This window comes from Ralstonia sp. UNC404CL21Col (genome assembly GCF_000620465.1).
In the GTDB taxonomy this organism is placed as follows: domain Bacteria; phylum Pseudomonadota; class Gammaproteobacteria; order Burkholderiales; family Burkholderiaceae; genus Ralstonia; species Ralstonia flatus.
In genome coordinates this window covers 1,032,676-1,044,888 of record NZ_JIBE01000004.1, presented here as the reverse complement: position 1 = coordinate 1,044,888, position 12,213 = coordinate 1,032,676, and the positions used below count along the sequence as shown (strand labels likewise).

Genomic DNA, 12,213 nt, shown 5'->3' with positions numbered 1-12,213 from the left:
ATGCGCGCCCTCATCGCACACAACCCCAAGCGCCGCTTGGCGCTGCGTCAGTTCACCGTGCTGGCGGCCGGCGCGGCGCTCGCCTGCATTGCGCACGGCGAGGGCCCGGCGGTCATCCGCGTGCACGCGCGCAAGTTCACGTTCGCGCCAGACAAGATCACGCTCAAGCGGGGTGTGCCCGTGGTGTTCGAACTGACCGGGCAGGACATCCTGATGGGTTTTTCGATTCCGGATTTCAACGTACGGGCCGACGTGGTGCCGGGGCAGACCGTGCGGCTGGCGCTCACACCCGACAAGACAGGCACGTTCGATTTCCTGTGCGACATCTTCTGCGGCTCGGGCCACGAGACGATGAATGGAACGCTGACCGTCACCTGAAGCGCAGCGCCGCATACCCAACGCAAAACGCCCCGAACAGGTCGGGGCGTCTTCATCTGCGAGCGCGGTCTTAGGCCAGCGCGTCGCGCTCGGCCAAGGTCAGCAGCAGTTCGTCGAGTCGCTCCAGGGTGGAGGTCATGCCGTCCTTCATACCCATGTCGATGACCTTCTGCACATCCTCCGGCGAGTTGTACAACACCACGGTCGTCACGAGGGTGCGTTCGTTTGCATCGGCAAAGGTCACATCCCAGCGGGCGCGGGGCAGATCCGGATTCACGGCGCCGGCTTCATCAGAAAACGCATCAAGGACCGAATAGCCGTCGATCGGGTTGATCTTCTGATAGTCCTGACGGCTCCAGAACGACTGTCCATCGGGGGTGATCATGGCGTAGTGCCAGTAGCCGCCCTCTTTGAATTCCATATGCTTGGTCTTGGTGGTCAGCGGCTTGGGCGCAAACCACTGATCGAGCAGTTCGCGCTTCGTATGGCAATCCCACACAAGCTGGCGCTTCGCCGCGAACTCTCGCCTCACGGTGAGGCTGCTCTTTTGCATGTCGACGACGAAATCAAACCGAAGATCAGCCTTCATTGCTTTCTCCTTGGAGTTTCTCTAAGAGGTTGTCCAGATTGCCGTACCTGCTCGCCCAGATCGCGTGCTGTTGCTCAAACCAGCGCTCGGCGGCAGCCAGCTTCTTGCGCTCGAGCATGCACGTCCGGATTCGTCCGCTCTTTTCCGAGCGGACCAGCCCGACGCCTTCCAGCACCCGCATGTGCTTCATGAACGACGGCAGCGCCATGTCGAATGGCCCTGCCAGTTCACTGACCGTCGCGGGCCCTTCGCCGAGCCGTTGAATAACCGCCCTGCGCGTTGGGTCCGAAAGCGCGTGAAATACCGCGTCTAGCGCAATTCCATTGTTATCCATTTGGCTAACTATACGCTTGAGAATCCGTCGATGCAAGCGCGCTCAACGACGCGTGCCGATGCGCGACGTTGGCCCGCAAAAGTGTCCACATACCCATGCTAGGATGACCTTCCCCCCGGCAGCCGCCACACCGCACATGACGACCATCTACGCGACCCTCGGCGTGCAGCCGGACGCGACCCTGGACGAAATCAAGCGCGCCTATCGCCGCGCCGCAATGAAGTGGCACCCCGATCGCAACCCCGGCCGCGAAGCCGAGGCCTATGCGGCGTTCCAGGAGATCCGCGAGGCCTACGCCATCCTCTCCGACGCTGAGCAGCGGCGCGTCTACGACAAGGTCTTCGCGCAGGAAATGCAGCGCTGGCAAGCGGAGCGTGATGCGCAGGAAGCACAGGAGCGCGAAGCGCAACGCGAGCGCGAACGCCTCGCGCAGGAACACTACGAAAAGATGGTGGCGATCGCGATGCGCTTTGCCGACGCCGGCCACAATCGCGACGTCCTGTTCGGCGTGCTCCTCGGCAGGGATTGCGATGCAGAACTCGCCGCGCGCATTGCCGACAGCGTGTGTGCCTTGCAGGAAGCACGGCGCTCGCCCGAACCTGCAACGGTGGTGTCCGACGCACAGCCAGCGCCGACACCTGAAGACGCACCCGCTTCCAAAATCGACGAGTCTGCATCGCCGCGGCGTGCGTTCGAGTCGTTCTGGCAGGGGTTGTTTGGTCTGCGGCAATAGTTGTCGACGTTCCAGAGGGCAGGTAGAGAAAGCGATGCCGCGATGGTGCCGATCAATCGCCATGGAGGCTCGACGCCCGCGGCCAGATCGTTGAAAATCCGCGCCACTATTCAGGCTGTTGTTACGTGCCGTTGGCATGTGGAGAATCAATGCAAATCGATGTGGAGATCGTTAGCTCGTTGACTGACGGAGAAAGCGGAGGAAATCCGGCGGGTGTTGTGATTGACGCGGATGCGCTTGAAGTCGACCAGAAGCTGGAGGTTGCTCGGCAAGTCGGACTATCAGAAACAGCCTTCGTGTCGCAGTCCAGCATAGCGACGATCAAGCTGGAGTTTTTCACCCCAACACGCCAGATTGCTCACTGCGGACACGCAACGATTGCTACCTTCTCGCTGTTGAGGAAGCTCGGTAGGGTCGCCGATGGGAAACTGTCAAAAGAAACGATCGATGGTTGTCGGACCATTCTTGTCGACGGCGACGTCATTTTGATGGGGCAGCAGGCTCCGGTGTATTACCCGATCCGGCGGGATTCCGATCTCGCTGCAAAAATCTCAAAATCGATTGGGATGCAACCGGCCCATATCTATGGCACGGCAGAGCCAACAGTCGTCAATACGGGCAATGGCTTCCTTATCGTTGCGTTACCCGATGAAGACTCGGTCGCCGCCGTCCGCCCAGATCAACGAGCTATCGAAGCAATTAGCGACGAACTCGACGTGATCGGCTATTACCTCTTTTCGACATCGACACGGACTGCTGGTCGTCAAGCGGCAACACGAATGTTCGCGCCAAGATTCGGGATTGACGAAGAGTCTGCAACGGGAACAGCAGCAGGTCCTTTGGCGTGCTTTCTATACGAGAAGATGGGCATCAAGGACGAGGTGATGACCATAGAACAGGGACAACTGATGCAGCCGCCATCTCCGAGTGCGATCAAAGTCCTTCTCGATATTCAGGAAGGGAGGGTCGCTGGATTAATGGCAGGAGGGACTGCGAAAGTGGAGCGGTCTATGAGGGTGCATATCTGACTGACAGCGCCGGTGACCGCCCGCCTTTGAGTCCAACTTTGCAAGTCGTTATGTCTCTGTGTTCCAAACCTGCCTGTGCTCGCCCACCCCTCCCAAGGGTAGGGCGCGGTTCCGTTCATCACATGAAGAGGAATGCCGTGACCCGCTCGATCTCCCGCGCCACCTATTCACGCGCAGTGTTCAACCGCAACGCTGCCGGCAACGCGTGCGCTACAAGCGCGACAGATACGCTGGAACACTCCAAGCCACAACGCTGACTTGATGGGCGACCCAGGCGCATCAGGCCTGCGGCTGCCGATGTTGCAGCGTCGGCGCCTGGGCTTGTCTGGGCTCGCCCGCCCTTACACCGGCGCTATCTCGCCCCCAGCAACCGACACTCCGCCGACAACGCCAACAGATTCGGATCGCGCTCCCGATTGCGCTGCATCACCAGCACGATGTGCTGGCTGATCGCATAGCGCGCGGCCAGCGGAATCAGTTGCACCTTGGGGCTGAAATCGGCCACACGGCGCGGCAGCAGCGCATACCCGATACCGCCGCTCACAAGGTTCATGAGCGAGAAGATGTCGCCCACGCGCAGCGCGATCTGTGGGGCAAAGCCGGCCTTGTCGAAGGCGGCCATGAAGTCGTGGTACGTCGCAAAGTCATCGCCGAGTGCGACGAACTTTTCACGGCGCACGGTTTGCAAGTCGATCTCGGCCGATGCTGCGTACGGCGAGGCGAGCGGTGCAGCAAACAGAATCTCGTCGTCGAACATCGGCACGGTCAGCAGATCGGGATTGCGCAGCGGCTCGCCCAGCGCGATGACGATGGCGTCGAGTTGCCCGTCTTCCAGCTTGGCGAGCAGGCTGCGGTTCGAGCCCAGCGTGAGTTCGATGTCGAGCGCGGAGCGGCGCGTTTTCAGGCCCGCAAAGATGCGCGGCAACGTGCCGACCGTCATCGAATAAAGTCCACCGATCTTCAGCGTCGTTGACGAAAAGCCCGCAGCTTCGCGCGTGCGGCGCACCCCGGCTTCGCACTCGGCAAGGATGCGCTCCACGTGCTCGGCAAACACATAGGCAGTGGACAGCGGAATCAGCTTGCGCCCATCGCGTTTGAACAGGGGGCAACGCAAACCCTCTTCCAGCGAATGCAGCGCGCGGTGCACGCTCACCGTGCTTTGCCCCAACGCCTCCGACACGCGGGCCATGTTGCCCAGCGTCATGAACGACTGGAAGACCTCGAGCTTCTTTAGGGTGATGTCTTCATCGATTGCCATGGCAGGGGCTCCTCCGGGCGCGTTCTACGGGCGCGCTGCTATCAGAATTGGCCATTGTTTCATTAACTTCAAGTTAATGAAACCGCGCCTAGGTTGATTGAAGTGCACCTTTTTACAGCCTACGGTACAGGGCATCAAATCAATCAAGGCTGGAGACGCCACCCAATGCAACCGATGCCCAACCAATCGGCAAACGGGGTCAACGCACCCATCCCGCCGCAATGGCGCCGGCGGCGCGACGAAAAAGAACGCCGCCTGACTGCAGCGCGCCGCATTGCCAACGGCAAGGTCATTCCCACCGGCGATATCATCGCCGCACTCGAAGCGCTGCTCGCCCCGGGCGACCGCGTCGTGCTGGAAGGCAACAACCAGAAACAGGCGGATTTCCTCTCGCGCTCACTCGCCAAGGTGAACCCCGAGCGGCTGCACGATCTGCACATGATCATGCCGAGCGTGAGCCGCGCCGAACACCTCGACATTTTCGAAGCTGGCATCGCGCACAAGCTCGACTTCTCGTTTGCGGGGCCGCAGAGCCTGCGCATCAGCCAGTTGCTGGCCGACGGGCTGCTGGAAGTCGGCGCCATCCACACCTACATCGAGCTGTATGCACGGCTGGTGGTGGACCTGATTCCGAATGTCTCGCTGGTGGCCGGTTTCAAGGCCGACCGCGACGGCAACATCTACACCGGCCCCAGCACGGAAGACACGCCGGCGCTGGTCGAGCCCACGGCGTTTTCCGACGGCATCGTGATCGTGCAGGTCAACGAGATCGTCGATGACCCGGCCGACCTGCCGCGCGTCGACATTCCCGGCTCGTGGGTCGACTTCATCGTGCAGGCCGACAAGCCGTTCTACATCGAGCCGCTCTTCACGCGCGACCCGCGCCTCATCAAGCCCGTGCACGTGCTGATGGCAATGATGGCCATTCGCGGCATCTACCAGCGGCACAACGTGCAGTCGCTCAACCACGGCATCGGCTTCAACACGGCCGCCATCGAGCTGATCCTGCCGACCTACGGCGAGCGCCTGGGCCTCAAGGGCAAGATCTGCCGCAACTGGACGCTGAATCCGCATCCGACGCTGATTCCCGCCATCGAATCCGGCTGGGTGGAAAGCGTGCATTGCTTCGGCACCGAACTGGGCATGGAGCGCTACGTGGCCGCGCGCCCCGATGTGTTCTTCACCGGGCGTGACGGCTCGCTGCGCTCGAACCGCATGCTGTGCCAGCTCGCCGGCCAATATGCGGTGGACCTGTTCATTGGCGCGACGCTGCAGGTGGACGGTGACGGGCATTCGTCCACCGTCACGCGCGGCCGCTTGGCCGGTTTTGGCGGCGCGCCCAACATGGGTCACGACCCGCGCGGCCGCCGTCACGCCACGCCCGCGTGGCTCGACATGACCGAACCGGTGACGATGCTCGAGCGCGGCAAGAAGCTCGTCGTACAGATGGTCGAGACATTCCAGGAAGGCGGCAAGCCGACCTTCGTCGACACGCTGGATGCAGTGGCCGTGGCCAAGCAAAGCGGCATGCCGCTCGCGCCCATCATGATCTACGGCGACGACGTCACGCACCTGCTGACCGAAGACGGCATTGCGTATCTCTACAAGGCACGTTCGCTGGAAGAGCGGCGCGCCATGATTGCCGCGGTGGCGGGTGTCACGTCGATCGGTCTGCGCCACGACACGTCCAAGACCGAGCAGATGCGCCGCGACGGCCTGATCGCCCTGCCCGAAGACCTCGACGTGCGCCGCAGCGATGCCAGCCGCGAGCTGCTCGCCGCCAAGAGCATCGCCGACCTGGTCGAATGGTCCGGCGGCCTGTACGAACCGCCCGCACGCTTCCGGAGCTGGTAATGGAGAAGACATTGCAACGGCCTCTGCCGGCCAGCCCTAAAGCGCGTGCAAAGCGGTTAGCCGCGCTGGTTGAGTCCGCCCTCATCGACGAGGTGACGCTGTCGCCCAAGCCCGGTCTTGTGGATGTGCGTGGCAACGGCGCACATCACGATCTGGACTGGACGCTGATGGTGCATTCCGCGCAGACGCTGCGCCCTGCGTTTGAAGCCATGGCGCTGGCCGGCGCGCAAATCGAAATGCAGCCCGGTGCGCAACTTGCCCTGCGCGAGCGCATCGGCCGCCTGGGGCGCGAAGGTGAAGCGGCCATGCTCGATGCCACGGGCGGCATCAACACGCACCGGGGCGCCATCTGGGCGCTCGGCCTGCTGGTCACGGCTGCGAGCCAGGCGCCGCATGCGTTAAGCGCGGCCGCTGTTGCGGGCCACGCCGCGCGCCTGGCGAACATTCCCGATCGCTTTGCCCCCGTCTCGACTGGCCACAAAGGCGAGCGCGCCTGCAACGACTACGGCGTCGGCGGTGCCAAGGGCCAGGCCTGCGCCGGCTTCCCGCACGTGATCAAGGTGGCGCTGCCTGCGCTGCGCGAAGCGCGTGCGGCCGGCATCCGTGAAGACCACGCCCGCGTGGATGCATTGCTCGCCGTCATGGCCGCGCTGGACGACACCTGCGTGCTCGCACGCGGCGGTGCCCAAGCACTGCGCGTTGTGCAAGCGGGCGCGGCCGCCGTGCGTGCAGAAGGCGGCCTTGCAACACCGCAGGGCCGACGCGCATTCCGCTCGCTCGAACACGACATGCTGGCCCTGCACGTGTCACCCGGCGGTGCCGCCGACTTGCTGGCCGCCGCCCTCTTTCTCGACCGCCTGCCCGCAAGCGCGCCCGCAATGTCTGACACCGAATCCGCTCATCAGGAAACCGAACATGGAGCATCTTGATTTTCAGTTCACCGGCGGCGCACCCGCTGGGCGCCGTGCATACGCCGGCGTGGTCGGCTCGGGCGACCTCGAAGTGTTGTTGACGCCGGGCAACGCCGGCCAGATCGACGTGGCCATCACCACGTCCGTCAATGGCATGAGCGCGACGTGGCAGGCGCAGCTTGCGCGTGTGTTCGGCTCGCACGCGTGGCCGGCGGCCAAGATCACCATCAACGACTTCGGTGCGACACCGGCCGTGGTGCGGTTGCGGCTTGAGCAGGCGCTTGAATCGCTTAACGCGCTCGGGTCATAAGGAGAAGCCATGTCACGCAACCCGATTGAACGCGACAGCTTTATCGAACGCGATGCGCGCCGACGCGCCATTGCGCTGCTCGACCCCGGCACCTTCCGAGAGCTGCTGGACCCGTTCGAACAATTGACCTCGCCGTGGCTGCCACGTCAGGGCATCGTTACGCAGGCCGATGATGGCGTCGTCGTGGCGCGCGGCACGCTTGGCGGACAGCCCGCGGTGGTGCTTGCCATTGAGGGCGCCTTCCAGGGCGGCAGCATGGGCGAAGTGTCCGGCGCCAAGATTGCCGGCGCGCTGGAGCTGGCGGTGGAAGACAACCGCAACGGCATTCCCACACGCGCCGTGATCGTCTTCGAAACCGGCGGCGTGCGGCTGCAGGAAGCCAACCTGGGCCTTGCCGCCATTGCTGAAATCCACGCAGGCATCCGTGCGCTGCGCGAGTACGGGCCAGTGATCGGCATCACCGCTGGTGTGGTCGGCTGCTTTGGCGGCATGAGCATCGCCGCGGGCCTGTGCAGCTATCTGCTGATGACGCGCGAGGCGCGCCTCGGCCTGAACGGCCCGCAGGTGATCGAACAGGAAGCCGGCATCGAGGAATACGACTCGCGCGATCGTCCCTTCATCTGGAGCCTCACCGGCGGCGAACAACGCGCCGCCACCGGCCTGGCCGATGTCTGCATCGAAGACGATTCCGTCACGATCCGCGCGCAGGTGATCGAGTGGCTGCGTGCCGGCGCACCCGCGCGCCAGCGCAGCGAGCAGATCGACCACTACCTCGCACAACTCGCCGCTGTCGACACGTCGCGCCAAGCCACGGCAGAAGATGTACGCGCGCACTACGCAAAGGACGTCGCATGAGCCAGAACGAACTTTCCACGCGCGGCGCGACCTGGATGCGCGCGCTCGCCGTCGGCACACCGGTGCCGGGTTACGGCAGCACGCTGCAAGTCGTCGATGCCGCGCTCGCGGGCCAGCCCGCGCGCTACATCGCCGTCGTGCCCGATGCCGAGAACCGCTTCCCTCGCGCACGCAACGGTGAAGTCGGCCTCGTCGAAGGCTGGCAGCTCGCGCGTGCCGTGCGCGATGTCATGACTGCAGATGCCGCGCAGGAAAAGAAGCGCGCCATCGTCGCCGTCATCGATGTGGCAAGCCAAGCCTACGGCCGCCGCGAGGAGGCCTACGGCATCCACCTCGCGCTGGCTGCAGCGGCGGACGCCTACGCTGCCGCACGCCTGGCCGGCCACCCCGTCATCGGCCTCATCGTCGGCCGCGCCATGTCGGGCGCATTGCTCGCGCACGGCTACCAGGCCAATCGCCTGCTCGCACTGGACGACGCCGACGTGATGGTGCACGCAATGGGCAAGGCCGCAGCCGCGCGCGTAACCCTGCGCTCCGTCGCCGACCTGGAACGCCTCGCACAAGAGATTCCGCCCATGGCGTACGACATCGCCAGCTTCGCGTCGCTCGGGTTGCTGTGGAAACTGCTGAAGGTGCAATCCGCCGACGCACCGGACGCCAGCGACGTCGACACCGTGCAGACCGCACTCGCCGCAGCACTGGCCGACATCGCAGCCGACCCATCGCGCGGCCTGGAAAGCCGCCTGGGCGCACCGCTGCGCAACGCATCGTCGGAAGTCCGCAAACGCCTGCGCGAGCAATGGAACGCCCAGCCAGAAAGCGCATAGCGAATAGCAGACACATCAGGGCGCGAACACATGCGCCCCGATGGTTTGGCCGTACCTGCCCTAGATGGCGCCTTGAATTTGTGTTGCAGGGAGGAAAAAGAGAGGAGGCTGTTTGAGCGAAGCGAGTTTGCCTCCTCTCCCTCTCTGCGACAGAAATTCAAGGAATCTTTCGCCATCTCGGGCGCGCCTTTCTTTGCTTACTTTCTTTGGCAAGACAAAGAAAGTAAGTCAGCCCCGGCAGGGGATGAAACAAGGGATGCACCACCAACGCAATCAACGCAATCAACGCAATCAACGCAATCAACGCAAAAACAACCAGTCCTCAACCCTCGATCACCCAAACACCACAACAGGCGACCCATCGCCGTTCCTTCAGGAGACAAAGACGTGATCATCTACGGTACAACCCTGCTGGCGCTCTGTCATATCGCCGGCCTCTTCCTGGGCGACCTGCTCGGCCAGGCCATCGGCGTGAAGGCCAATGTCGGCGGCGTGGGCATCGCCATGCTGCTGCTGATCTTCGCGCGGCTCTACCTGCACAAGCGCGGCCTGATGCCCGCCGCCACCGAGGCGGGCGTCTCATTCTGGGGCGCGATGTACATCCCCGTAGTGGTGGCCATGGCAGCCACGCAGAACGTCGTCACGGCACTGCGCGGCGGACCCGTTGCGTTGCTCGGTGCCATCGGCGCGGTGATCGTGTGCGGTGCGTGCATCGCGGTCATCAACCGCACAGGCAAGGCAGAAAACCGACAACCGCTGCCGCCACTGCCTGAATCCGAACAAGCCCGCGCCTAAGGAGCCGCACCATGCTGTCAATGCTAGAGAAAGTTCTGCAGCACAACGGGCTGGTCGCGGCGTTCGCGCTGGTCGGCATCGTCATGGGTCTGTCGATGTGGGTGTCCAAGAAGCTGACGTTCGGGCGCGTGCACGGCTCGGCCATCGCCATCATGATCGGGCTGGTACTCGCCTATTGGGGCGGCATGCAGACCGGCGGCGAGCGTGGCCTGGCAGACCTGAAGCTGTTCGGCGGGATCGGCCTGATGGGCGGCGCCATGCTGCGCGATTTCGCCATCGTGGCCACGGCCTTTGAAGTGCAGGTGACCGAGGCACGCAAGGCCGGCATGATCGGCGCCATCTCGCTGCTGCTGGGAACGGTGCTGCCGTTCATCGTCGGCGCCTGCGTTGCCTACGCCTTCGGTTACACCGATCCGGTGAGCGTCACCACCATCGGCGCGGGTGCCGTCACGTACATCGTCGGGCCGGTGACCGGCGCGGCGCTGGGTGCCACCTCCGATGTGATGGCACTGTCGATTGCGACGGGCCTCGTCAAGGCGATCCTGGTGATGGTCGGCACGCCGTTCGCGGCCAAGGCGCTCGGCCTGAACAACCCGCGCGCGGCCATGGTGTTCGGCGGATTGGCGGGTACGGTCAGCGGGGTGTCGGCGGGCCTGGCCGCCACGGATCGGCGGCTGGTGCCGTACGGCTCGCTCGTGGCGACGTTCCATACGGGCCTCGGCTGCCTGCTCGGACCGTCGATCCTGTTCCTGGCCACACAAGCGCTGCTGCGATGACACCCTCGCCGCTGCGCGCGCACGATCTGCTGTGGGTGTCTGAGACACCCGTGGCGACGGATGGCGCGCCCCTGCCGGACTGGGCCATCACGGCATGCCGGCAAGGGGCGCCTGTCGTGGTGCGACGCGCACCGCGCGGCACCGATGGTTCCGTGCCGGTCGGCCTGCGCGGCGTCGCCCGGCATGAACGCTGCGCGGCGACGGCAGCTGCCAACAGCATCACGCGTGTCGTCTCGCCCGAGGCGCTGGCCGCCACAACGGCCTCCATTGCGCCCGATGCGCCGTTTGCGGCACTGCGCACCTTGCGTGCGCTTGCGCCCGGACTCAACGCACTCGGCTGGGCGTGGGGGCCGACGGGCGGCGCCGGCTTTGCGCTCGCCAGCGGGTTGCCTGTGCTGCATGCGGAGAGCGATATCGATCTCGTTGTGCGCATGCCGCGTGCCCCGTCGACTGCGCAACGCGATCAGCTCGTCCGCCTGTTGAGCGATACCGAGTGCCGCGTCGATTTGCAGATCGACACCGGCTACGGCGGCTTCGCGTTACGCGACTGGCTGGCATCGCCGCATCAAACGATGCTCAAGACCGACCACGGCCCCCGGCTCGTCGCAGACCCATGGAGCGACGCGGCATGAGCATCCTGTTCATGTTTCCCGGCCAGGGCAGCCAGCGCGCGGGCATGCTGCGTGCGCTGCCTGATGACCCGGTTGTTGCGCAGACGTTGACCGAAGCCGGCGACGTGCTCGGCGTCGATCCGCTCACGATCGATACCGCAGAGGCGTTGCGGTCGACGGTGGCCGTACAGCTTTGTCTCCTGATTGCCGGCGCGGCCGTCGCTCGCACGCTGGCTCGGCAGGACGCAGGACCGGACATGGTGGCGGGCCTGTCCATTGGCGCGTGGCCTGCGGCGGTTCTCGCCGGCGTGCTGGAGTTCAGCGATGCGCTGCGCCTGGTGCGCCTGCGGGCTCAGCTCATGGAAGACGCTTACCCAAGCGGTTACGGCATGGTCGCCATCATCGGCCTCGCCGAACCGGAGGTCAGCGGCATCGTTGCGCAAGTCGACGCCACCGCCACGCCGGCCTATGTCGCCAATGTGAATGCGGAACGGCAGATCGTCGTGGCCGGCAACGACGCAGCGCTCGCGCGGGTCGCCGAACGCGCGCTGGCCCACGGCGCATCGAAGGCGACGCGGTTGTGCATGGCGGTGCCGTCGCACTGCCCGTTGCTTGACGCACAGGCTGCCGAGTTAGCGACCGCTGCCGCAAAGGTCACGGCCCACGCACCGCAACTCACCTACGTCAGCAGCAGTCGCGCGCGGGCGCTGTTTCGCGCCAATCTCATCGTCGAAGATCTCGCCTGGAACATGGCTCGGCCGGTGTTGTGGCACGACACGCTGCGGCATGCGCTGGAACGCGGCGCAAACATGGCGGTGGAGGTGCCGGGCGGCGGCACTCTGGCGCGCCTGGCGCAAGGTGTGTTTGCCGCAGAGGCTGTGTTGGATGCGGGCGCCGGGCTGGATGCGGTGCGGGTGCGGATACAGCGCCAACGCCGCGGGGACGGCCTTTGAA

15 protein-coding genes are annotated in these 12,213 nt (G+C 64.6%); 12 read left to right on the top strand and 3 right to left on the bottom strand.

All coding sequences use genetic code 11. The features are described from left to right. On the top strand, nt 1-378 hold the full coding sequence (locus N511_RS0112755; protein ID WP_027679653.1) for a cupredoxin domain-containing protein: 378 nt from the start codon (nt 1-3) through the stop codon (nt 376-378). A 70-nt stretch (nt 379-448) separates the two neighbouring features. Here the strand turns inward: N511_RS0112755 and N511_RS0112750 are convergent, their stop codons facing one another. Further along, on the bottom strand, nt 449-967 hold the full coding sequence (locus tag N511_RS0112750) for an SRPBCC family protein (RefSeq protein WP_027679652.1): 519 nt from the start codon (nt 965-967) through the stop codon (nt 449-451). Further along, the gene (locus N511_RS0112745) at nt 957-1,301 is read right to left on the bottom strand and encodes an ArsR/SmtB family transcription factor (protein WP_027679651.1); all 345 of its coding nucleotides are present in this window, start codon (nt 1,299-1,301) and stop codon (nt 957-959) included. The genes N511_RS0112750 and N511_RS0112745 overlap by 11 nt, the downstream gene beginning before the upstream one ends. 136 nt (nt 1,302-1,437) lie before the next feature. Here N511_RS0112745 and N511_RS0112740 point away from each other — a divergent pair, with 136 nt between their 5' ends. Then, the gene (locus N511_RS0112740) at nt 1,438-2,034 is read left to right on the top strand and encodes a J domain-containing protein (protein WP_027679650.1); all 597 of its coding nucleotides are present in this window, start codon (nt 1,438-1,440) and stop codon (nt 2,032-2,034) included. A gap of 149 nt (nt 2,035-2,183) precedes the next feature. Next, complete coding sequence (locus tag N511_RS0112735) at nt 2,184-3,062, top strand: PhzF family phenazine biosynthesis protein (RefSeq protein ID WP_027679649.1); 879 nt, start codon at nt 2,184-2,186, stop codon at nt 3,060-3,062. 352 nt (nt 3,063-3,414) lie between these two features. Here N511_RS0112735 and N511_RS0112730 read toward each other — a convergent pair whose 3' ends face one another. Beyond that, on the bottom strand, nt 3,415-4,320 hold the full coding sequence (locus N511_RS0112730) for a LysR substrate-binding domain-containing protein (RefSeq protein ID WP_027679648.1): 906 nt from the start codon (nt 4,318-4,320) through the stop codon (nt 3,415-3,417). A gap of 165 nt (nt 4,321-4,485) precedes the next feature. On the opposite strand from N511_RS0112730, the gene mdcA reads away from it, so the two are divergent. The 9 genes from mdcA (at nt 4,486) to mdcH (ending at nt 12,212) form a co-directional block, all read left to right on the top strand. Further along, the gene (mdcA, locus tag N511_RS0112725; RefSeq protein ID WP_051530919.1) at nt 4,486-6,174 is read left to right on the top strand and encodes a malonate decarboxylase subunit alpha; all 1,689 of its coding nucleotides are present in this window, start codon (nt 4,486-4,488) and stop codon (nt 6,172-6,174) included. Beyond that, a complete protein-coding gene (locus tag N511_RS0112720) occupies nt 6,174-7,103 on the top strand; it encodes a triphosphoribosyl-dephospho-CoA synthase (protein WP_027679646.1) in 930 nt (309 codons plus the stop codon). The genes mdcA and N511_RS0112720 overlap by 1 nt, the downstream gene beginning before the upstream one ends. Next, on the top strand, nt 7,090-7,395 hold the full coding sequence (locus N511_RS0112715; protein WP_027679645.1) for a malonate decarboxylase subunit delta: 306 nt from the start codon (nt 7,090-7,092) through the stop codon (nt 7,393-7,395). The genes N511_RS0112720 and N511_RS0112715 overlap by 14 nt, the downstream gene beginning before the upstream one ends. Before the next feature lie 9 nt (nt 7,396-7,404). Then, a complete protein-coding gene (locus N511_RS0112710) occupies nt 7,405-8,250 on the top strand; it encodes a biotin-independent malonate decarboxylase subunit beta (RefSeq protein ID WP_027679644.1) in 846 nt (281 codons plus the stop codon). Next, on the top strand, nt 8,247-9,077 hold the full coding sequence (mdcE, locus tag N511_RS0112705; protein WP_027679643.1) for a biotin-independent malonate decarboxylase subunit gamma: 831 nt from the start codon (nt 8,247-8,249) through the stop codon (nt 9,075-9,077). Before N511_RS0112710 ends, mdcE begins: the two co-directional genes overlap by 4 nt. A gap of 387 nt (nt 9,078-9,464) precedes the next feature. Next, nucleotides 9,465-9,872, top strand: coding sequence for a malonate transporter subunit MadL (madL, locus tag N511_RS0112700; RefSeq protein WP_027679642.1), 408 nt, complete (start codon nt 9,465-9,467; stop codon nt 9,870-9,872). A gap of 11 nt (nt 9,873-9,883) precedes the next feature. Then, complete coding sequence (gene madM / locus N511_RS0112695) at nt 9,884-10,648, top strand: malonate transporter subunit MadM (protein WP_009240185.1); 765 nt, start codon at nt 9,884-9,886, stop codon at nt 10,646-10,648. Continuing rightward, on the top strand, nt 10,645-11,280 hold the full coding sequence (locus N511_RS0112690) for a malonate decarboxylase holo-ACP synthase (RefSeq protein WP_027679641.1): 636 nt from the start codon (nt 10,645-10,647) through the stop codon (nt 11,278-11,280). Before madM ends, N511_RS0112690 begins: the two co-directional genes overlap by 4 nt. Further along, nucleotides 11,277-12,212 carry a malonate decarboxylase subunit epsilon gene (gene mdcH, locus N511_RS0112685; protein WP_027679640.1) on the top strand — a complete coding sequence of 312 codons (936 nt, stop codon included), beginning with the start codon at nt 11,277-11,279 and terminating at the stop codon, nt 12,210-12,212. Before N511_RS0112690 ends, mdcH begins: the two co-directional genes overlap by 4 nt. Nucleotide 12,213: the final 1 nt, after the last annotated feature.